Origin of the sequence: Cellulomonas taurus (genome assembly GCF_012931845.1) — a bacterium.
GTDB classification, from domain to species: domain Bacteria; phylum Actinomycetota; class Actinomycetes; order Actinomycetales; family Cellulomonadaceae; genus Cellulomonas; species Cellulomonas taurus.
Window position 1 is genome coordinate 2,650,205 of sequence record NZ_CP051884.1, and the last position, 19,883, is coordinate 2,670,087.

At 73.9% G+C, this 19,883-nt stretch carries 15 protein-coding genes; 8 read left to right on the forward strand and 7 right to left on the reverse strand.

Annotation, left to right across the window (positions count from 1 at the left end; all coding sequences use genetic code 11):
• Positions 1 to 5: 5 nt before the first annotated feature.
• On the reverse strand, positions 6 to 3,305 hold the full coding sequence (locus HGK68_RS12290; protein ID WP_206155746.1) for an ATP-dependent helicase: 3,300 nt from the start codon (positions 3,303 to 3,305) through the stop codon (positions 6 to 8).
• Positions 3,302 to 6,562 carry an ATP-dependent helicase gene (locus tag HGK68_RS12295; RefSeq protein WP_246260353.1) on the reverse strand — a complete coding sequence of 1,087 codons (3,261 nt, stop codon included), beginning with the start codon at positions 6,560 to 6,562 and terminating at the stop codon, positions 3,302 to 3,304. The genes HGK68_RS12290 and HGK68_RS12295 overlap by 4 nt, the downstream gene beginning before the upstream one ends.
• A 74-nt stretch (positions 6,563 to 6,636) precedes the next feature.
• Here HGK68_RS12295 and HGK68_RS12300 point away from each other — a divergent pair, with 74 nt between their 5' ends.
• Both HGK68_RS12300 and HGK68_RS12305 read left to right on the forward strand, forming a co-directional pair.
• A complete protein-coding gene (locus HGK68_RS12300) occupies positions 6,637 to 7,308 on the forward strand; it encodes a TetR/AcrR family transcriptional regulator (RefSeq protein WP_169166221.1) in 672 nt (223 codons plus the stop codon).
• Positions 7,309 to 7,362: 54 nt separating this feature from the next.
• Positions 7,363 to 7,590 (forward strand): DUF3107 domain-containing protein, encoded by a 228-nt coding sequence (locus HGK68_RS12305; protein WP_169166222.1) that lies wholly within the window; start codon positions 7,363 to 7,365, stop codon positions 7,588 to 7,590.
• Positions 7,591 to 7,650: 60 nt separating this feature from the next.
• Here HGK68_RS12305 and HGK68_RS12310 read toward each other — a convergent pair whose 3' ends face one another.
• Positions 7,651 to 8,358, reverse strand: coding sequence for a ferritin-like fold-containing protein (locus tag HGK68_RS12310; RefSeq protein WP_169166223.1), 708 nt, complete (start codon positions 8,356 to 8,358; stop codon positions 7,651 to 7,653).
• 106 nt (positions 8,359 to 8,464) lie between these two features.
• On the opposite strand from HGK68_RS12310, the gene HGK68_RS12315 reads away from it, so the two are divergent.
• Both HGK68_RS12315 and HGK68_RS12320 read left to right on the forward strand, forming a co-directional pair.
• Positions 8,465 to 9,778: an MFS transporter gene (locus tag HGK68_RS12315; RefSeq protein WP_169166224.1), complete on the forward strand. Its 1,314-nt coding sequence runs from the start codon at positions 8,465 to 8,467 to the stop codon at positions 9,776 to 9,778.
• A gap of 262 nt (positions 9,779 to 10,040) precedes the next feature.
• Positions 10,041 to 11,714, forward strand: coding sequence for a DEAD/DEAH box helicase (locus HGK68_RS12320; protein ID WP_425483650.1), 1,674 nt, complete (start codon positions 10,041 to 10,043; stop codon positions 11,712 to 11,714).
• A 99-nt stretch (positions 11,715 to 11,813) separates the two neighbouring features.
• Here HGK68_RS12320 and HGK68_RS12325 read toward each other — a convergent pair whose 3' ends face one another.
• The 3 genes from HGK68_RS12325 to HGK68_RS12335 all read right to left on the reverse strand — a co-directional run bounded on the left by HGK68_RS12325 (position 11,814) and on the right by HGK68_RS12335 (position 14,303).
• Positions 11,814 to 12,776: an oxygenase MpaB family protein gene (locus HGK68_RS12325; RefSeq protein WP_169166226.1), complete on the reverse strand. Its 963-nt coding sequence runs from the start codon at positions 12,774 to 12,776 to the stop codon at positions 11,814 to 11,816.
• Between the two features lie 64 nt (positions 12,777 to 12,840).
• A complete protein-coding gene (locus HGK68_RS12330) occupies positions 12,841 to 13,464 on the reverse strand; it encodes a MarC family protein (RefSeq protein WP_169166227.1) in 624 nt (207 codons plus the stop codon).
• Entirely contained in the window at positions 13,461 to 14,303 is an 843-nt protein-coding gene (locus HGK68_RS12335) for a PHP domain-containing protein (protein ID WP_169166228.1), read from the reverse strand. The genes HGK68_RS12330 and HGK68_RS12335 overlap by 4 nt, the downstream gene beginning before the upstream one ends.
• Before the next feature lie 37 nt (positions 14,304 to 14,340).
• On the opposite strand from HGK68_RS12335, the gene HGK68_RS12340 reads away from it, so the two are divergent.
• Positions 14,341 to 15,864 carry an aminopeptidase P family protein gene (locus HGK68_RS12340; protein ID WP_169166229.1) on the forward strand — a complete coding sequence of 508 codons (1,524 nt, stop codon included), beginning with the start codon at positions 14,341 to 14,343 and terminating at the stop codon, positions 15,862 to 15,864.
• A gap of 83 nt (positions 15,865 to 15,947) precedes the next feature.
• On the opposite strand, the gene HGK68_RS15965 is transcribed toward HGK68_RS12340, so the two are convergent.
• Positions 15,948 to 16,796: a YflT domain-containing protein gene (locus HGK68_RS15965; protein WP_206155747.1), complete on the reverse strand. Its 849-nt coding sequence runs from the start codon at positions 16,794 to 16,796 to the stop codon at positions 15,948 to 15,950.
• 126 nt (positions 16,797 to 16,922) lie between these two features.
• On the opposite strand from HGK68_RS15965, the gene HGK68_RS12350 reads away from it, so the two are divergent.
• The 3 genes from HGK68_RS12350 to HGK68_RS12360 all read left to right on the forward strand — a co-directional run bounded on the left by HGK68_RS12350 (position 16,923) and on the right by HGK68_RS12360 (position 19,869).
• A complete protein-coding gene (locus HGK68_RS12350; protein WP_169166230.1) occupies positions 16,923 to 18,218 on the forward strand; it encodes a magnesium transporter MgtE N-terminal domain-containing protein in 1,296 nt (431 codons plus the stop codon).
• On the forward strand, positions 18,211 to 18,705 hold the full coding sequence (locus HGK68_RS12355) for a DUF1003 domain-containing protein (RefSeq protein ID WP_169166231.1): 495 nt from the start codon (positions 18,211 to 18,213) through the stop codon (positions 18,703 to 18,705). The genes HGK68_RS12350 and HGK68_RS12355 overlap by 8 nt, the downstream gene beginning before the upstream one ends.
• 69 nt (positions 18,706 to 18,774) lie before the next feature.
• A complete protein-coding gene (locus HGK68_RS12360) occupies positions 18,775 to 19,869 on the forward strand; it encodes an acyltransferase family protein (protein ID WP_169166232.1) in 1,095 nt (364 codons plus the stop codon).
• The last annotated feature ends 14 nt before the right edge of the window (positions 19,870 to 19,883 follow it).

Below are 19,883 nucleotides of genomic sequence, written 5' to 3' on the forward strand. Positions count from 1 at the left end.
GGCGCTCAGCCCTGGGTGACCGCGAGCAGCATCCGCTCGATGTCCTCCGCACCGAGCAGCCGGGCGGGGCGGACCGTCTGACCGGTGCCGACGTAGCAGAACGCCGCACTGACCCGGTCCAGCGGCGTGCCGGTCCACCGCGACCAGGCGAGGCGGTACACCGCCAGCTGCAGCTCGCGGACCTCGGCGGCCTCGCGGCTGGTCGGTGGGGCGCCGGTCTTCCAGTCGACCACCACCACCGCGTCCTGACCGGGTCGGGCCGGGTCGGCGAACACCGCGTCGATCCGGGAGCGCAGCACGTAGCCGCCGATCACGGTCTCGACATCCGCCTCCACCGCGATGGGCGTCAGTGCCGACCATTCGGTGGCGAGGAAGTGCTCGCGCAGGGTGAGCTCGTCGGCGTCGACGGGCACCGAGTCGTCGTCGGCGCCGGGCAGGTCCTCGATGTCCACCAGCGCGGACTCGCCGTAGAACCCCTCCACCCAGGCGTGGAACCGGGTGCCGCGCCGGGCCTGCGGTGACGGCCGCTGCGGCACCGGACGGCGCAGCTCGCGGGCGAACTCCGCCGGGTCCCCGGCCAGCTTGACCACGGCGGAGGCGGACAGGTGCGCGGGCAGCTCGACGTCGGCACCGGGCCGGGACTCGTCAGCGCGCTCGGCCAGCAGCAGCCGGACCGTGCGGTCCCACGGCGTCGGGGTGTCGTCCGCCCCGGCGGCCCTGGCGGTGAGCACCGCCTCCGCGGCCGCCTGCACCGTCGCGCGCCGGGTGCTGCCGGTGCCGAAGGGGTCGGCGGGCCACAGCACGGCGGTGTCGCTCGCCTCGCGCGGGTTGGGCTGGTCGGGATCCGGCTCCTCGGCCCAGTCCTCGACCCGGGCCAGCCCGGCGTCGACGACCTCGGTGAGGAACACCGATGGCAGTCGCGGCTTCAGCGCGTCCGCCCACCAGGCACCGGTGAGCAGCAGGGCCGCCCGGGCGCGGGTGAAGGCGACGTAGGCGAGCCGACGTTCCTCGGCGACCTGATGCTCCCCGGCGTCGCGGCGGAACTGCAGGCGTCGCTCGTTCAGGTCCTTGGGATCGACCGCCCCGGCGTACCCGAACTCGGGCAGGTCGTGCCGGTCGCCGCGCAGCGGGTAGGGCAGCTCGCCCAGGCCGGTCAGCCAGCCCGAGTCGGTCGGCCCCTGCGGCCCCTGGGTGGCGGTGTTCGGCAGCCCGCCGTCGACCAGCCCGGCCACCGCGACCACATCCCACTCCAGGCCCTTCGCCGCGTGCACCGTCATCAGCTGCACGGCATCCGGGTCCGGTTCGGTGACCGGCATGTCCAGGCCCTGCTCGTGGGCGTCCGCGGACTCCAGCCAGGCGAGGAACCCGCCGAGGGTCGGGTCGTCGGTGGACTCGGCGTACTGCACGGCGACATCCCGGAACGCGTCCAGGTGCGCCCGCGCCCGGCCGGGGCTCATCCCGGGACGGGCTGCCACCTCCAGGTCCAGGCCCCAGAGGCGTTCGGCCTGCACCACCAGCTCGGGCAGGGACAGATAGGTCTGACCGCGCAGGGCGCGCAGCACCCCGGCCAGCTCGGCCAACCGGTGCCGCCCGGTCGCGCTGAGCGATCGGCCCCGGGAACTGGTCCAGTCCTCCGGGGGCAGCTGGTCCACCGCGTCGACGATGCTGCGCTCGTCCACCACATCGGCGGCGGCCGGGACCTCGCCCCCCGCCGCTCGGCGGTCCAGACCGTCGGCGACCTGCATCGACCAGTCGGCCAGGGCGTGCAGGTCGGCAGCGCCCACCCGCAGTCGGGCACCGGTGAGCAGCCGCATCAGCGCGTCGCCCCGCGACGGGTCGTGGGTCGCCTGCAACAGGGCCACCACGTCCACCACCTCGGGGGTCGCCAGCAGCCCGCCGAGTCCGACCACCTCCACCGGCAGCCCGGCGTCACGCAGGGCCGCGTGCAGCACCGGGAACTGCGCGCGCTTGCGGCACAGCACCGCCGCCGTCACCCGCCCCGACCCGTCCGGGCCGGCGGCCCGCCACTGCCCGGCCACGAACTCGGTCACCGCGCGCGCCTCGTCCTCGACGGTGGGCAGCATCCGAGCCAGCACCTCACCGGGTCCGGCACCGGGCCGGGCACCGAGCTCGGGCAGCTCGATCCGCGCGCTCTCGGCCCGGCGCAGCGGGGCGGCCACCAGGTTCGCCGCCGCCAGCACCGCCCGGTCGTTCCGCCACGAGGTGGACAGCTGGTGCAGGTCGGCGCGGCGCCGGTCGCCGTCCTCGGCCACGATCGGGAACGTCTCCGGGAACCGTTCGAGGCCGCCCGCGCTCGCGCCCCGCCAGCCGTAGATCGACTGGTGCGGGTCACCGACGGCGGTGACCGGGTGGCCGCCGCCGAACAGTGAGGACAGCAGCACCAGCTGGGCGTAGGACGTGTCCTGGTACTCGTCCAGCAACACCACCCGGAACCGGGAGCGTTCGGTCGCCCCGACCTCCGGCACGTCCCGGGCCAGCCGGGCGGCGATCGCCACCTGATCGCCGAAGTCCAGGGCGTCGGACGCCCGCTTGCGGCGCCGGTACTCGGCGACCAGCTCCAGCACCCGGGCCCGCTCACCGAGGGCGTCCACCAGCTTGATCACGTCCGCGTACGGCCGACGCGGCGGTGTCCCGGGCGGGGTCGCCTGGATCGCCTCGATGATCTGCTCGATGCCGCGCCGGGCGTCCTCGGGTTCCAGCAGGTGTTCGTCCAGGGCGCCGGACAGCGACAGCACCGCGTCGACGACGGTGGACACCGCCGCCCGGGTGTCCAGGTCGGCCGTCCACGACTCGACCACCTGGCTCGCGAGCTGCCACTGGGCCGCCTCACCGAGCAGCCTGGCCGCCGGTTCGATGCCCAACCGCAGGCCGTGGTCGCCCACCAGCGAGGCGGCGTAGGCGTTGTAGGTGGAGACGGTCGGCCGGGCGATGGTGGCGAGCGCGGTGTCGTCGGCGGCGGACAGTCCGGGCAGGGCCATCCCCTCGGCGGCCGCGGCCCGGGCCAGGTGCCGCAGCCGTCGGCGCACCCGTTCCGCCAGCTCCCCGGCCGCCTTGCGGGTGAAGGTCAGGCCGAGCACCTGCTCCGGTGCGACCAGGCCGTTCGCGATCAGCCACACCACCCGGGCGGACATGGTCTCGGTCTTGCCTGATCCGGCACCGGCGACCACCAGAGCGGGTCGCAGCGGCGACTCGATCACCGCCACCTGCTCGTCGGTCGGCGGATCGCGGCGCAGCAGCCCCGCGATGTCCCGCGCCGACAGCCGCGTCCCGGTCTGCGCGCTCACTGGACCACCTGCCCGCCCTCGTCGCGGATCGGGCACGACCGTCGCACCGGGCAGCGGTCGCACATCCCGTTCACCGTGGCGTGGAAGGTGGACGCCGCCATCCGCTCGGCGACCTCCTCGATGTGGGTCCTGGCCCAGGACGTCTCCGGTTCCGGACCCAGACCGTCCTGGGTCCGGATCGCCGCCGCCTTGTTCTGGTCGGTGACGTAGACCAGCTGGGCGCCCACCGCGTGCGCCTCCGGCGGCAGCCCCTCCACGCGACCGGCGTCCACCGCGAGCTGGTACGCGCCGAGCTGCGGATTGGTCGCCGCCTCCTCGGCCTTGGCGATGGTCCGGCCGGTCTTGAGGTCGACCACCCGCACCGCACCGTCCTCCCCCGCCGACTCGACCCGGTCGATGCTGCCCCGGACCAGCGCCCGGTCCAGCGGGAGCTCGAAGCTCGCCTCCACGGCCAACGGGTCGCCGGCCTGGGCCAGGTACCCGGCCAACCGATCGATCATCCCGTCCGCCCGCCGTCGCTCCAGCGTCGCGGGCCACCCGTCGCCGAGGCCCAGCTCCGGCCAGCGGCGGTCCAGCTCCGCCGCCAGTTCGGCACGGGTGCCGCGCGGGAACCGCTGGGCGATCGAGTGCACCAGGGTGCCCAGCGTCTGGCGGGAGGAGTTCGGCGCGGTGCCACCGGCCGCCTCCAGTGCCCAGCGCAGCGCGCAGGTCCCGGCGGTCTCGATCCTGGACGGCGACACCGGCACCCGCTCACCCTCCGGCCACAGCGGCTCGTCGGTGCTCACCGGCGCCAACCCGTGCCACTGCGCCGGGTCGGCACCGGGCACCCCGGCCTCGGCGAGCCGCGCCAGCACCCGGGCGGCCGCGGGGTCGGGGGCACCCAGGCGTGCCGTGTGCTCCAGCCGGGCGCGCAACGACCCGACCAGTCCGCGCAGGTCCAGCGGCGCGGGGGCGCCGACCTTGCGCGGGTCGTCGTCCTCCTCCTGCGGCTCCACCAGGTCGAGGAACGGCGACGGCTGTTCCTCGGCGTCGGCGACCGCCGTCACCAGCAACAGGCTCCGGGCGCGGGACACCGCGACGTAGAACGACCGCAGTTCGTCGGCCAGCACCGCCGCCCGCGCCGCCGCGCCGTGATCCGCCCCGTGGTCGTCGCTGCGGCCCGCCAGCACGTCGACCAGTGCCTGCGCACCGAGCAGCGAGTCGCGCAGCCGCAGGTCCGGCCACACCCCTTCCTGCACCCCGGCGACCGCGACCAGCTCCCACTCCCGGCCCGCGGCACCGGCCGGGGTCAGCACGCTGACCGCGTCCCGACGGGCGCGGGCGGCGATGGTGTCGGCGGGCAGCTCCTGCGACTCCACCCAGGCCAGGAAGGCGGCCGGCGGCGACTGCGGCATCCGGTCGACGTAGGTCTCGGCGGCGCGGAACAGCGCGAGCACGGCGTCCAGGTCCCGGTCCGCCCGTGCGCCACCGGCGCCACCCGCGAGCGCCGCGCGCCGCCAGGGGTCGGCCAGGGCGGCGGTGTCCCACAGCGCCCAGAGCACGGTCTGCGGGTCGGCACCCGGCGCGCGCGCGGCCTCCCGGCCCCGGGCCAGGACGGTCGCGAGCCGTTCCATCGGCCGCCGGGACACCAGCGGCAGCGTGGCCACCCGGAGCGGATCGCCCAGCGCCTCGACCAGCAGTTCGTCCGAGGTCCGGCCCCGCCGCTCGTCCCCGGCTCCGGCGATCTCCTCCGCCCGCAGCGCGCGGCGCACCCGGCGCAGACCCACCGCGTCCAGCCCGCCGAGCGGCGAGCAGCACAACCGGGCTGCCTGCTCGGCGTCCAGGTCGGCACCGCCGAGCTCGTCGCCGAGGACCACCCGGAGCGCGTCCAACAGCGGCCGGACGGCGGGCTCGTCCTTCAACGGCACATCCGACCCGACCACCGCGACCGGCACCGACGCCGACCCCAGCGCCCGGCGGAGCGCCGTCACCTGCCCGCCGGAGCGGGCGATCACGGCCATCTGCTCCCACGGGACGCCGCGCTCGAGGTGCGCGCTGCGCAGGGCGTGGGCCAGGTAGGCGGCCTCCTGCGCGGCACTGGGCAGCACCGCTGCCCGCACCGTGCGGGACGGTGCCGACGCCTCGGCCGGTGCGCCGGTCGAGGACACCTCCGCCGGTGCCCCGGTGGCCCGTCGGTGCTGGGCACCGCCGACCACGGCGATCCGCTCGGCCACCCGGCCGGCGACCGCGCGCAGCTCGCCGTCGTGCCGCCGCACCCGATCCAGCACCAGCCTCGTCGCGCCGAACTCCCCCGCGCCGTCGCCGGCGGCGTCCGCCCGGCCGACCAGTGCCGGGGTCGCACCGCGGAAGGTCTGCACCGCGGCGTCCGGGTCGGCGACCAGCAGCAGCCGTGCGCCGTCGTCGACCAGCACCCGGAGCAGTCGGGCCGTCGCCTCGGTGGCCTCCTGGTAGTCGTCCACCACCACCAGCCGCCAGCGCGGCCGCGGGCGTCCGGGCAGGTCCTCCTCCCAGTGCCGCAGCGTCTGGGCGGCCTCCTCGACCACCACCGCCGGGTCGTAGCGCGCCCCGATGTCCGGCGTCGTGCCGCGCAGCCCGGTCACGTCCAGGTACTCCTGGTACAGCACCGCCGCCGCCACCCAGGCCGGTCGGTCGTGGGTGCGGCCCAACCGCGCCAGGTCCACCGGCTCCAGGCCGCGCTCGGCGGCGCGCATCACCAGGTCGCGCAGCTCGCCGCGGAACGAGCGCAGGCCGATGGTCTCCGGCGGCACGCCCTCCGGCCAGACCAGCTCGACCCCCTCGCCCGCGAGATGCCCGGCCAGCAGCTCGGCGAGCGCCAGATCCTGCTCCGGACCGGAGATCAACGCCGGGGGCGGGTCGCCGAGCAGCACCGCACGCTGCCGCAGCACCGCGAAGGCCGCCGACGCCGCCGTGCGCACCATCGCCTGGCCGGAGGTGCGCCGGACCCGGGACCCGATCCGGTCGCGCAGATCCGCCGCCGCCCGTCGGCTCGCCGCCAGCACCAGCACGTCGTCCGCCCGCAGCCCGGTCGCCCAGCCGTCCTCGGCGGACAACGCGGCCGCGACGGTCTCGACCACCAGCTCGGTCTTGCCCGACCCGGCCGCCCCGGTGACCAGCACCGATCGCGCGCCCGACAACAGCAGGTCGACCGCCGCCCGCTGATCGGCGCCGAGCGCCACCGGCGGGGCCACATCGGCCAGCGCGGGACGCACCAGTCGGGGGGCGGAGAGCAGCTGCACGTGCCCGATCCCATCACATGGGACCGACACGGAACGCCCCGCGCCGCCCGTCACCCGCTGGTTATCATCGCCCGATGGCGACCCCCACCCCCGGTCAGCGACGACCGGCCCGCATGCCGCGCGACCTGCGCCGCGCCCAGGTGCTCCGGGTGGCCCAGGAGCTGTTCACCGCCGAGGGCTACCACCACGTGTCGATGGACGACATCGCCGACCGTGCGGAGGTCAGCAAGCCGGTGCTGTACCGGCACTTCCCGTCCAAGCTCGACCTCTACCTGACCGTGGTCGACGCCCGCGGCACCGATCTGCTGTCCACGGTGGACGCGGCGATCGACCAGGTCCAGGACGCGCGGGACGCGATCACCGGGGTGGTGCTGGCGTATCTGCACTTCGTGGACCGGACCGGGGAGGCCGCCGCCCTGCTGTTCGAGTCGGACGTCACCCACGACCCGGACGTGCGGGCCCGGGTCGAGCGGGCCACCGACCTGGTCACCGAACGACTGACCGATGTGCTGACCGGCGTCCCGGCGCTGTCCCCCGCTCCGGCCGGGGTGCTCGCGCAGTGCCTGGCGGCGATGGCCCAGCAGGTGGCGACCCGTCGGCTGCGCGATCCCGGCTCCCCCGACGCCCGGCAGACCGCGGCCCTCGTCACCCGGCTCGCCTGGGGCGGTGTGCGGGATTTCCTGCCGCCGGAGGACTCGGCCCAGGGCGAACGCAGCGCCGTGCGGCCGAGCTCCGACCTAGGATGACCGGAGCAGGCACCGCCAGGTGCACTCAGCTCTGATGCGAGGAGACGACGAAGCGTGGACATCACGATCGGTGTGCAGAACCTTCCCCGCGAGCTGGTGATCGATTCGGCGCAGAGCGCGGACGAGATCGCCGCCGCCGTCGAGGCCGCCCTGGGCGGCAGCAAGTCGACCCTGGAGCTGACCGACGCGCGCGGTCGCCGGGTGATCGTCCCCTCGGCCTCCATCGGCTACGTGGAGATCGGCACGGAGAACAAGGGCACGGTGGGCTTCGGCGCCCTCTGACCGACCCAGCACGAAGGCCCGCACCCCTTCCCGGGTGCGGGCCTTCGTCATGTCGTCAGCTCAGGCGGTCAGACCCAGCCGGCTCATCCGGCGGGTGTGCTCGGCCGTCAGCTCACCGAACAGCTTCGGGTCGGTGGCCGGGGTCTCCTCGGCCGCGACCGGCTCCGGCGCACCGTCCCGGCGACCGACCAGCCGCGCCAGGCTCGGGTGTCCGGCCATCGCCTGCTGCACCACGCCGAGCGCCTCGCCGACCAGACGGCGGCCCCACAGCGCGAGCCGGGAGACCAGCACCTCGTCCTGCGCACCGGCCGTCTCCAGCTCGGCGACCGCGAGTTCGGCGTGCGCCGCGTCGTCCAGCACCTCGAGCAGCAGCTCGCGGGTCACGTCGTCGACCGCCCCCGCGGCGATCCGGCAGAAGTCGTCGGACACGCCCTCGGCCACGTAGGACCGCAGCAGCCGCTCCCACCAGGTGCTCGGCTGGGTGCGGTTGTCGAAGTCGTCCAGCAGCCGGGTGTACGCGCCCAGGCTGCGCTCCGGGTCGCCGCCGAGCTCGCCGACCCGGGCGAGCACCCGGTCCCGGCGCTGCACGGCCGCGGCGGCCAGTCGGCTCAGCTCCAGCTGCTGCTCGGTGGTCGGTGCCTCCCGCGCGTCCTCGGCCAGGCGCCCGAAGGCGACGTGCTGCAGATGCGCGACCAGACCGAGCAGCTCGACGGTGTCCGAACGGTCGGCGGCTGCCTCGGGGCGGCCATCGTGGGCGGCGGAAGTCATCCGTCGATCGTAGCCCGCCCGGCTATGCTGACCACAGCACAGGGGTAGTCCGCGACCTGGTGGTGGGGAGGCGCGTCCATCCGACGTACCCCCTGAGAGGTCATTCGTGCATGCGCTCTCCGCATACTCACGCCTGTTCAAGCTGACCGGCCCGCTCTACGTCCTGGTCGCGTTCCTCGGCCGCCTGCCGATGGCGATGGCCCAGGTCGGCACCCTGATGCTGGTCTTCCGCGCCACCGGCTCCAACGAGGTCGGTGGCGTCGCCGCCGGTGCGCTGGCGGTCGCCAACGCCGTCGGTGCCCCGATCGCCGGGATGCTCTGCGACCGGCACGGTCAGCGGATCGTGGTCCTGGTCCAGTCGCTGGCCGGGACCGCCGGACTGATCGGTCTGGTGCTGCTCGCGCACGCCGGAGCGCCGAATCCCGCGATGATCGCGATGTCCGCCGCCCTCGGTGCCGTACTGCCCCAGGTCGGCCCGCTGGCCCGGGTGCGCTGGCGACCGCTCGCCGCGCGGTCCGGCGGGGATCAGCGACGGCTGGTGGATGCCGCGTTCTCCTACGAGGGAGCCGCCGACGAGGCGTCCTTCGCGCTGGGCCCGGCGCTGGTCGGCATCGCCGCGGTGCTGGTCTCCCCCGCCGGCGCGCTGATCACCGCCGCCGTGCTGCTCGCGGTCTTCGGGACCGCCTTCGCCCTGCACCCCACGGCCCGACTGACCGGCCCGGCGGTGCACGCCGTCACCACGGTGCCCGCCATGCCCCCGGTGTCTGCTGCGCCCGGTACGCCCGGCGAGGCGCCGACCCACGCCCCGGTGCGGCTGGACGGCCGGTTCCTCACCGTCGGACTCGTGGTGCTGATCCTGGCCCAGTGGTCGGTCGGCGTGCTGTTCGGCGCGACCCAGACCGGCACCAACGCCCTCGCCGACTCGGTGGGCAAGGCCGGTGTGACCGGCCTGGTGCACGCGATGCTGGGGGTCAGCTCCGCGATCGCCGGGATCGCCACCGCGTTCATCCCGGCCCGCGTCCGCCAGGAGCGCCGGATGCTGGTCGCGTCCATCGCGCTGGTCGCGCTGTCCTGGCCGTTGCTGCTGGTCCACTCGCTCGGCCCGCTGGTCGCCGCGGTCGCCGTGCTCGGCTTCGCGATCGCCCCGTTCATGATCTCGGTGTACTCCCAGGCCGAGCACGCGGTGCCGCCCGCCCGCAGCGCCCTGGCGATGACCCTGCTCGCCGGCGCCACCAGCATCGGCTACGCCTGCGGCGCCGGGGTCGCCGGGTCGCTCGCCGACTCGTCCGGTCACACCGCCGCCTTCGGGGTGACGGTGGGCGCGACAGTGCTGGCCCTGCTGCTGGCGCTGAGCCGGCAACGCGGAGTGCGACGCGCAGCGCCCGAGCCCCAGCCGGTCGAGCAGCCCGCCACCGTCTGATCCGTCCGGTCCCGGCGCGCTGATCCACGGCGTTCCGGGACCGGATCCGGGGTACAGGCGTAGGATGCCCGCGTACAGCGGTTGCCCGGTCGTCTCGACGACGGCGTGTCGTGCCGCTCCGGGTGTCACTCGTCCGGGGCCGCCGACAGCACATTTGCACGATCGGCTGCCGGACCAGACCGTGGCGATGCCCGTCGCTGCCCGGGGCCTGCGAGTCCCGCGCGATGTGCGGCCCGCCACCCGCACGAGTGAAGAGTCGTTTGTGACCACCACCGACACCAGCGCGCCGCTCCCCGAGGACGTCGCCATCGAGACCATCGACACCACGGCCGCCTCCGTGCAGGCCGAGAACGTCACCTTCGCGGACTTCGACGTCCGCCCCGAGATCGTCGCCGCCCTGGCCGACGCCGGGATCACCGCCCCGTTCCCGATCCAGGCGATGACCCTGCCGGTCGCGCTCGCCGGGCACGACATCATCGGCCAGGCCAAGACCGGGACCGGCAAGACCCTGGGCTTCGGCGTCCCGCTCCTGCACCGGGTGATCGCCCCCGGCGAGGACGGCTGGGACACCTTCCCGCGCCAGGGCAAGCCGCAGGCCCTGGTGATCGTGCCGACCCGCGAGCTGGCCGTCCAGGTCGCCGGTGACCTGCAGACCGCCTCCAAGCGGCGCAGCGTCCGGGTCGCGCTGCTCTACGGCGGCCGCGCCTACGAGCCGCAGATCGAGATGCTGAACCGTGGCGTCGAGGTCGTCGTCGGCACCCCGGGCCGGATGATCGACCTGATGAACCAGGGTCACCTCGACCTGAGCGCCGTGCGCTGCGTGGTGCTGGACGAGGCGGACGAGATGCTCGACCTCGGCTTCCTGCCCGACGTGGAGAAGCTGCTCGCCCGCACCCCCGCCTCCCGGCACACCATGCTGTTCTCGGCCACCATGCCGGGCGCCGTGGTCGCGATGGCCCGCCGCTACATGACCCAGCCGACCCACATCCGGGCGAACCAGCCCGACGACGAGGGCGCGACGGTCAAGAACATCAAGCAGGTCATCTACCGTGCGCACGCCCTGGACAAGGTCGAGATGCTGGCCCGCATCCTGCAGGCGAAGGACCGAGGCCTGACCATCGTCTTCGCCCGGACCAAGCGCACCGCCGCCAAGGTCGCCGACGAGCTGGTCGACCGTGGGTTCGCGGCCGGCGCACTGCACGGCGACCTCGGCCAGGGAGCCCGCGAGCAGGCGCTGCGCGCGTTCCGCAACGGCAAGGTCGACGTGCTGGTCGCCACCGACGTCGCCGCCCGCGGCATCGACGTGGACGACGTGACCCACGTGGTCAACTACCAGTGCCCCGAGGACGAGAAGACCTACCTGCACCGCACCGGCCGCACCGGCCGTGCCGGGCACAAGGGCACCGCGGTCACCTTCGTCGACTGGGACGACGTGCCGCGCTGGTCGCTGATCGACAAGGCGCTCGGCCTGGGCATCCCGGACCCGGTCGAGACCTACTCCTCCTCGGAGAACCTCTACGCCGACCTGGACATCCCGGTCGGCACCACCGGCCGCCTGCCCCGCGGTCAGCGCACCCGCGCCGGCCTGGACGCCGAGGTGCTCGAGGACCTGGGCGAGACCGGCAAGCGGCACAGCAGCGGCCGTTCCGAGGCTGGCCGTGGCGACCGTGGCGGTCGGTCCGGCGGCGAGCGTGGCGGTCGGTCCGAGGGTGGCCGTGGTGGTCGCTCGGGCGGCGACCGCGAGGGCGCCCGCGAGCAGCGCGCGGATCGTCCCGCCCGGCAGCGGACCCGTCGCTCGGCGGACGCGGACGCCCCGGCGAACGAGGCACCGGCGGCTGCCAGCACCGAGGGCACCGAGGGCGGCGACGCACCCCGTCGCCGTCGCCGCCGTCGCCGCGGTGGCTCCGGCTCCGGTGAGTCCACCACCGAGAGCTGAGCCACCCCGCTCACACCGAGGGCGCCCCGTCGTGGTGACGGGGCGCCCTCGGTGCGTGGTGGGCACCGTCGGCGTCGCGCGGTCACTTCCCGTGGTGATTCAGGCGTGAGGCCGTGCGGGACCTGACTCCTCGTCGGCGGGCTCCGATGCGGCCGGCGGCTGTGGCACCGGCGCTGGGTGCGCCGATGCTGGTGCGCCCGGCTCATCGGGGGTCGGCGGGGGCGGTTGGGCCGCGAGCGCCCAGCGGATGGTCGCGGTCAGGAACTGCCCCAGGGCCGGAGCGATGTCGCGGTCCACCCACACTCGGTCCGGGAGCCCCAACGGCTCACGGCAGGCACGCGGCAGCAGCCCGATCGCCGCGAGCACCAGCCCCCGGTACGGCAACCGAGCAGCCACCGGCAGCGGCGGCTCACGGAGCAGGAATGTCGCCGCGTCCCGGGCCGCCGCACTCCCCCGCAGCTCGGGCACGAAGCCGTCCAACTGGGCGCGCAGCTCCCGCACCGACTCCGGCGGGTCGATCACGCCGAGCTCCCGCGCCGTCCTGGCCGCCTGCGCGACGTACAGGTCGCAGTCCGCCGCCGACAACGGGCGCGCGCCGAACCGCTGGTGGGCGGTCAGGAAGGCGTGCACCTCCGCCACGTGCACCCAGCGGAGCAGATGGGGGTCGGAGGCGGCATACGGTTCGCCGTCCTCGGAGAACCCGCTGATCCCGGCGTGGATCTGCCGCACCGCCCGGGTGGCCTGCCCGGCGTGGTCAGCGGTGCCGAAGGCCGTCACCGCCAGGAAGGCACTGGTGCGCTGCAACCGCCCCCACGGGTCCCCGCGATAACCGGAGTGCGCCGCCACCGCCACCATCGCCCGCGGATGCCACGACTGCAGCAACAGCGCCGCCAGCCCGCCGACGAACATCGAGGCATCACCGTGCACCCGCCGCAGCGGGGCGTCGGGGCCGAACCAGCGGTCGCCGGGCGTGCCGTGGATCCGGTCGCGGATCGAGTGACCGTGCGGGCCGGCGACCCGGTCGAGCAGGGCGCCGGAGAGTCGTTCGCGGAGGGAGAGCACCGGTCGATGCTCACCCGTGGCGGGTGGTTCGGCACCCCGAGACGGCGCCGACCGACGCCTCAGGTCACCCCGCCGCGATGAACGCCCGCACCGCGTCCGCGACCAGCTGCACCGCGATGGCCGCCAGCAGCAGACCCGCGATCCGGGTCACGAGCGTGGTGCCGGAATCGCCCAGCACCCGGTTGATCGCCCCGGCGAACCGCATCGCCAAGTAGAGGCAGATGTGCACGGCGACGATGCCCAGCCCGATCGAGATCCAATCGGCGGCGGTGCCGTCGCTCTGCTGGACGAACACCATGGTGGCGACGATCGCACCGGGTCCGGCCAGCAGCGGGGTGCCCAGCGGCACCAGCGCGACGTTCACCTTGCTGTTGCCGGACGGCTGAGGGTCCTCGGACTTGCCGGTCAGCAGCTCCATCGCGACCAGGAGGAGCAGCAGACCGCCGGACGCCTGCAGCGCCGGCAGCGAGATGTGCATGTAGGACAGCAGCCCCTGGCCGAAGACCGCGAACACCAGGATCACGCCGAAGGCGACCAGGATCGCCTGCCGGGCAGCCTTGGACCGCTGCTGCTTGGTCATGGTCCCGGTGAGCGCCAGGAAGATCGGCACCGTCCCCGGCGGGTCCATGATCACGAACAGGGTGATGAAGACTTCACTGAACAAGCGCCAGTCGAGAACCGCGCTCATGCTCGCACCACCGGTGTCCGTCCCTCCGACTCGATCCGCCCCAGGACATCCGGGGCGGTCAGATTCTCCCCCAGCCGATTGGGTTTCCCGGCACCGTGGTAGTCGCTGGACCCGGTGACGGCCACGCCGAGCCGGTCGGCCAGGGCGGTCAGGCGGGCGCGCTGGGCGTCGTCGTGGTCCCGGTGGCGCACCTCCAGGGCGAACAGACCGCCGTCGACCAGCTCCTCGATCACCCGGTCGGCCACGACCCGGCCGCGTCCGTCCGCACCCGGGTGCGCGAACACCGGCACGCCACCGGCAGCGCGGATCGCCCGGACCACGTCGACGGCGTCGGGTGCGTAGTACGGCACGTAGTACCCGGCCCGCGCCGACAGCAGGGTGTCGAAGGCAGCGGTCCGGTCCGGCACGATCCCGAGCGCGACCAAGGCGTCGGCGATGTGCGGTCGGCCGACCACGGTGCCCGGCTGCTGCACGGCGGCCACATCGGCCCAGCTGATCGGGTAGTCCTCGGCCAGCAGCTCCACGATCGCCCGGCCCCGGTGCTGACGGGCGTCGCGGGTCCGGGCGATCATCCCGGCGAGTTCCGGATGCTCCGGGTCGTGCAGGTAGCTGAGCAGGTGCACGCTCACCCCCCCGACCAGCGCCGACACCTCGGTGCCGCGGACCAGCGCCACGCCGGTCCCCGGCACGGCGGCGGCGGCCTCGGCCCACCCGGCGGTGGTGTCGTGGTCGGTGAGTGCGACCACGTCCAGCCCGGCGGCCGCCGCGGAGGCCATCAGCACGGCCGGTGACTCGGTGCCGTCCGAGACGTTCGAATGGGTGTGGAGGTCGATGCGCACCGACGCAGCCTAGTGAAGCGGTGCCAGACTGATCCCCATGTCTGAGTCGAGCAGCACCGAACAGTCCCTGGCCGATCGCGGCTCCAACCGCAGCCAGCGCCCGCAGTCAGCGGCGTTCATCGACTGGGTCACCTCCGGCTGGGCCGAGCGTCCCGCCAGCACCGCCGAGCGCGGCGCGGCCGCCGACTTCACCGCCGCCCGCCGCGCGCGCCTGTCCGCGCAGTTCCCCGGCCAGCGCCTGGTGATCCCGGCCGGGGCCTTCAAGGTCCGGTCCAACGACACCGACTACCGGTTCCGACCGCACTCGGCCTTCGCGCACCTGACCGGTCTGGGAGCCGAGCAGGAGCCGGACGCGGTGCTCGTGCTCCACCCGGTCGAGGACGGCGCAGGTGACGAGGTGCCGGGCGGCGGTCGTTCCCGCCACCACGCGGTGCTCTACATGCGCCCGCTCGCGTCCCGCGACACCGAGGAGTTCTTCGCCGACGCCCGCTACGGCGAGTTCTGGGTGGGTGCCCGCCCGACGCTGGACGACATGGCGACCGTGACCGGGATCGCCACCGCGCACTCGAACGAGCTGCGCGACGCCCTGGCCAAGGACGTCGGGCCGGACGGCGTGCGGCTGCTGGTCGTGCCGGAGGTGGACGAGGCGGTCGAGGCCGTCGTCGAGGAGATCCGTTCCACCCCGCAGGCGGAGCTGGACGCCCGACTGGTCGAGGCGCTGTCCGAGCTGCGGCTGATCAAGGACGAGCACGAGGTCGCCGAGCTGCGCAGCGCGGTCGCCGCCACCGCCGCCGGCTTCGAGCAGATGGTGCGCCGGCTCCCGGAGGCGGTCGCCCACCGTCGCGGTGAGCGGGTCATCGAGGGCACGTTCCTGGCGAAGGCCCGCGAGGAGGGCAACTACGTCGGCTACGAGACCATCGCCGCCGCGGGCGCTCACGCCACCACGCTGCACTGGACCGACAACGACGGTCAGGTGCGCACCGGCGAGCTGGTGCTGGTGGACGCCGGGGTCGAGGTCGACTCGCTCTACACCGCCGACATCACCCGGACGCTGCCGGTCACCGGCACCTTCACCGCCGACCAGCGCAGGGTCTACCAGGCGGTGCTCGACGCCGCGGACGCCGCCTTCGCGGTGGCGGTGCCGGGCAACCGGTTCCGGGACGTGCACGCCGCCGCGATGGAGGTGATCGCCGCACGGCTCGCCGAGTGGGGCATGCTCCCGGTCAGCGCGGAGGAGTCGCTGTCGCCCGAGGGTCAGCAGCACCGGCGCTGGATGGTGCACGGCACCAGTCACCACCTGGGCCTGGACGTGCACGACTGCGCGCAGGCCCGCCGCGAGATGTACCTGGACGCGGTGATCGAGCCGGGCATGGTGTTCACCATCGAGCCCGGGCTGTACTTCCAGGCCGACGACCTGCGGGTCCCGGCGGAGCTGCGCGGCATCGGCGTCCGGATCGAGGACGATGTGCTGATCACCGCCGACGGCAACGAGAACCTCTCGGCCGCCCTCCCCCGCACCCCGGACGAGGTCGAGCGCTGGATGGCCACTCTGCTGCCCTGACCCCGCTGAACCCCTGAGCACCGCGGACGCCGCCCGCGGACACACGAACGCCCCCGTCGGATGACGGGGGCGTTCGTGGCGTCTCAGCGCTGCTGCTGCTCCGGGTCCTGAGGCGGCTGGGCCGAGGACTCCTGCGGCGGCGGCGCGTACTGGCCGTACTGGGGTGCGGGCCGGTCCGCCGGGGCGGCGGGCTCGGTCGGCGTGCCGGGCTGCGCGGCCGGAGCAGCAGGCTGGGTCGAGGTGCCCGGCTGCGCGGCCGGAGCGGCGGCGTTCGGGTCGGCGTACTGCCCGTAGCGCGGCTGCTGTCCCGGCTGGGCCGCCGGGTTCGGGTCGGCGTACTGGCCGTAGCGGGGTTGCTCACCCGGCTGGACGGGAGCGCCCTGGCCCGCCGCTTGGCCGTAGCGCGGGGCGCCCGTCGGCTGGGCCGGAGCGCTCGGGGTCGCAGAGCCCTGACGCACGGCACCCACCTCGCGCAACAGGTTCCGCGCCTCGTGCGCCTTCTCCACCGCGCACAGCACCGCGTACTGGCTGGCCACGATCTGGCTCTGCGAGGTGAAGTCACGCTTGCCGCCGGTGATCGCGTAGCTGACCACGCCGAACAGCAGACCGAAGCCACCACCGACCACCGCCGCGACCAGCAGGATGCCGAGCGAGTTGGAGGTCAGCATGAACAGCAGCCCGATGAAGATGCCGAACCAGACGCCGGACAGGAAGCCCGACAGCGCGACCCGCGGATAGGTGAGTCGCCCGGTCACCCGCTCGACCATCTTCAGCTCGGTGCCGACGATCGTGACGTGCTGGACCGGGAACTGGCGGTCGGACAGGTGGTCGACCGCGCGCTGCGCCTCCAAGTAAGTGCCGTAGGACGCGACCGTCTCGCCCTGAGGCAGGGTCGGGGTCGCGGGGACGCGGGGACCACCGGTGAACGACATGCCCTCATCCTCACGCAGCAGCGATGACGCCGCCAGGGATCACGGCCGATCGGCAGCGAACTCCTCGGGTACGTCCAGACTCTTCCCAGGTCAGCGACGAGGGCGTGGGGCGGCTACGCTCACCGCGTGAGCGGCGCTGGAACTCGTGTCTTTGTCGCGCGCCTGGCGGGGACCCCCGTCTTCGACCCGATCGGTGATCAGGTCGGCCGGGTGCGCGACGTCGTCGTGCTGCTACGACCGAAGGGCGCTCCCCGCGCCGTCGGCCTGGTGATCGAGGTGCCGGGCAAACGTCGGGTGTTCGTCCCCTTGACCCGGGTGATCGCCATCGACCCCGGTCAGGTGATCTCGACCGGCCTGGTCAACATGCGCCGGTTCGAGCAGCGTGCGTTCGAGACCCTGGTGGTCGGCGAGCTCTTCGACCGGACGGTGCCGCTGACCGACGGTTCGGGCACCGCCACCGTCGAGGACGTCGCCATCGAACGGCAGCGCAACGGCGACTACCTGGTCACCAAGCTGTTCGTCCGTCGGCACCGGCCTGGACGCGGTGGGCTGCTGCGCCGTCGCGGTGAGCCGGAACTGATCGACATCACGGACGTGGCCGGGCTGGCCCGCACCACGGAGAACCAGGGCGCCGCCCTCCTGCTCGCGCAGTACGACGAGCTGAAGCCCGCCGACCTCGCCGACGTCATGCACGACATGGGCACCACCCGCCGGCTGGAGGTCGCCACCGCCCTGGACAACGAGCGACTGGCCGACGTGCTGGAGGAGCTGCCCGAGGACGACCAGGTGGCGATCCTCTCCGGGCTGGAGCGCACCCGCGCGGCCGACGTGCTGGAGGCGATGCAGCCGGACGACGCCGCCGACCTGCTGGGCGAGCTGCCCGACGACGAGCAGGCCGAGCTGCTCGGTCTGATGGAGCCGGAGGAGGCCCGGGACGTCCGACGCCTGCTGGCCTACGAGGACAACACCGCGGGCGGCCTGATGACCACCGAGCCGGTGATCCTCGGCCCCGAGACCCCGATCGCCGCCGCGCTCGCCCACGTCCGCCGCCGCGACCTGACCCCGGCACTGGCGTCGATGGTCTTCGTCGTACGCCAGCCGCTGGAGACCCCCACGGGCCGGTTCATCGGCGTCGTGCACCTGCAACGGATGCTGCGCGAACCCCCGCACGAGCCGCTGGGCTCGATCGTGGACACCGACATCGACCCGGTGCCACCGGAGACCCCGCTGCTGGGCGTCACCCGCCGGATGGCGACCTACGACCTGTTGGCCATCCCGGTGATCGACGACGAACGCCGACTGCTGGGCGCGGTCAGCGTGGACGACGTCCTGGACCATCTCCTGCCCGAGGACTGGCGGGAGACCGACGAGGAGGTGCAGCCCGAGGCACCGGCGACTGTGCAGGGAGGTACCCGTGGCTGAGCGTCTCGACACCCCGAAGGCAGCCCGCCGCTCCTTCCTCCCCCGGTTGCAGGAGGACGCCTTCGGCAAGATCAGCGAGGGCATCGCCCGGTTCATGGGCACCCCGCTCTTCCTGTTCTACCTCACCGTCTTCTGCCTCCTCTGGCTGGCGTGGAACTCCTGGGGACCGGAGAACCTGCGCTTCGACAGCGCCGCGAACGGCTTCACCGCGCTGACCCTGATGCTCTCCCTGCAGGCGTCCTATTCGGCGCCGCTGATCCTGCTCGCGCAGAACCGGCAGACCGACCGGGACCGAGTGCAGGCCGAACAGGACCGCCAGCGCGCCGAGCGGAACCTCGCGGACACCGAGTTCCTGGCCCGGGAGATGGCGGCGCTGCGGATCGCGCTGTCCGAGGTCGCCACCCGCGACTTCGTCCGCTCCGAGATGCGCAACCTGCTGGAGGAGCTGGCCGAGGAGCGCGAGGGCCTGCCGCCCGACCAGCGCTGACCCCGCTAGGATCCCCACTCGGCATCTCGCGCGATGGTCGGGCAGATCCACGAAGGGGGAAGCGCGACCGTGGCATCCAGTTCGCCGGACCTGAGGGTCGAGACCCGGACCCGGCTCTATAGCCTGCAGTGGCTGCGGTTCGCCGCCGCCCTGGCCGTGGTCTTCTACCACGCGGCGACCTACGAATCGATCCTGCGCGGCAGCTCCTGGGCGCTCGGCTACGTGCCGGGCTGGCTCGGCGCGGTCGGTGTCGCGCTGTTCTTCGCCCTCTCCGGCTTCCTGATGGCCTCCGCGATGCAGCGGTACGAGGCGCCGCAGTTCCTGCTGCATCGGTTGGTGCGGATCTACCCGCCGTTCTTCGTGGTGGCAGGTCTGGTGATCGTCGCCGGGATCTGGTCGCCGCTGAAGCCACCGATCGACGTCTTCGCGCTGTCCCTGCTGCCCTACGGCGGTGCCGCGTACCCGCTCGGCGTGGAGTGGACGCTGGTCTTCGAGATCGCGTTCTACGTCTTCGTCGCGGTGCTGATCGCGCTGCGGCGGCAGAAGAGCGCCGCCTCGGTGCTGATCGGGTGGCTGGGCCTGATCCTGATCCACAACGTGCTGCGCCCGGACGACCTGTCACTGAACGTCTTCCCCGCCCACCAGCTGCCCTTCGTCGGCATCACCACGGCCTTCGCCTTCGGCATGCTGCTGCCGCTGATCGTGAAGAAGGCCCCGCACCCCGTGGTCGCCGGGATCGTCGGCACCGCCCTGTGGCTGTTCGGCTCCTCGCAGGGGACCACCGGCGCACGCTGGGGTCTGGGCCTGGGCGCCGCCCTCCTGGTGCTGGCGCTCGCGCGCTACGACGGTTGGCGGCCGGTGTTCGGTGACACCCAGGTCGGGCGCCTCGGCAACCGGCTCGGCAACTACAGCTACATGCTCTACCTCTGTCACCTGCCGGTGATCCGCACCCTGTACGCGCTGCTGCCGGGGGTCGGCGTGGTGCGGATGTTCGTGCTGACGATCACCGCTGCCGTCCTGGTGAGCATCCCGCTGGGCGAGCTGGACATGTGGATGTACCGACGGTTGAAGAAGCGGGTGGACGCGATGAGTCCCACGCTGCGCACCGTCCTGGCCTCGGTGTTCGTCGGCCTGTTCGCCCTCGCGACGATCGTGTTCTTCTAGACCGGTCCGCGGCG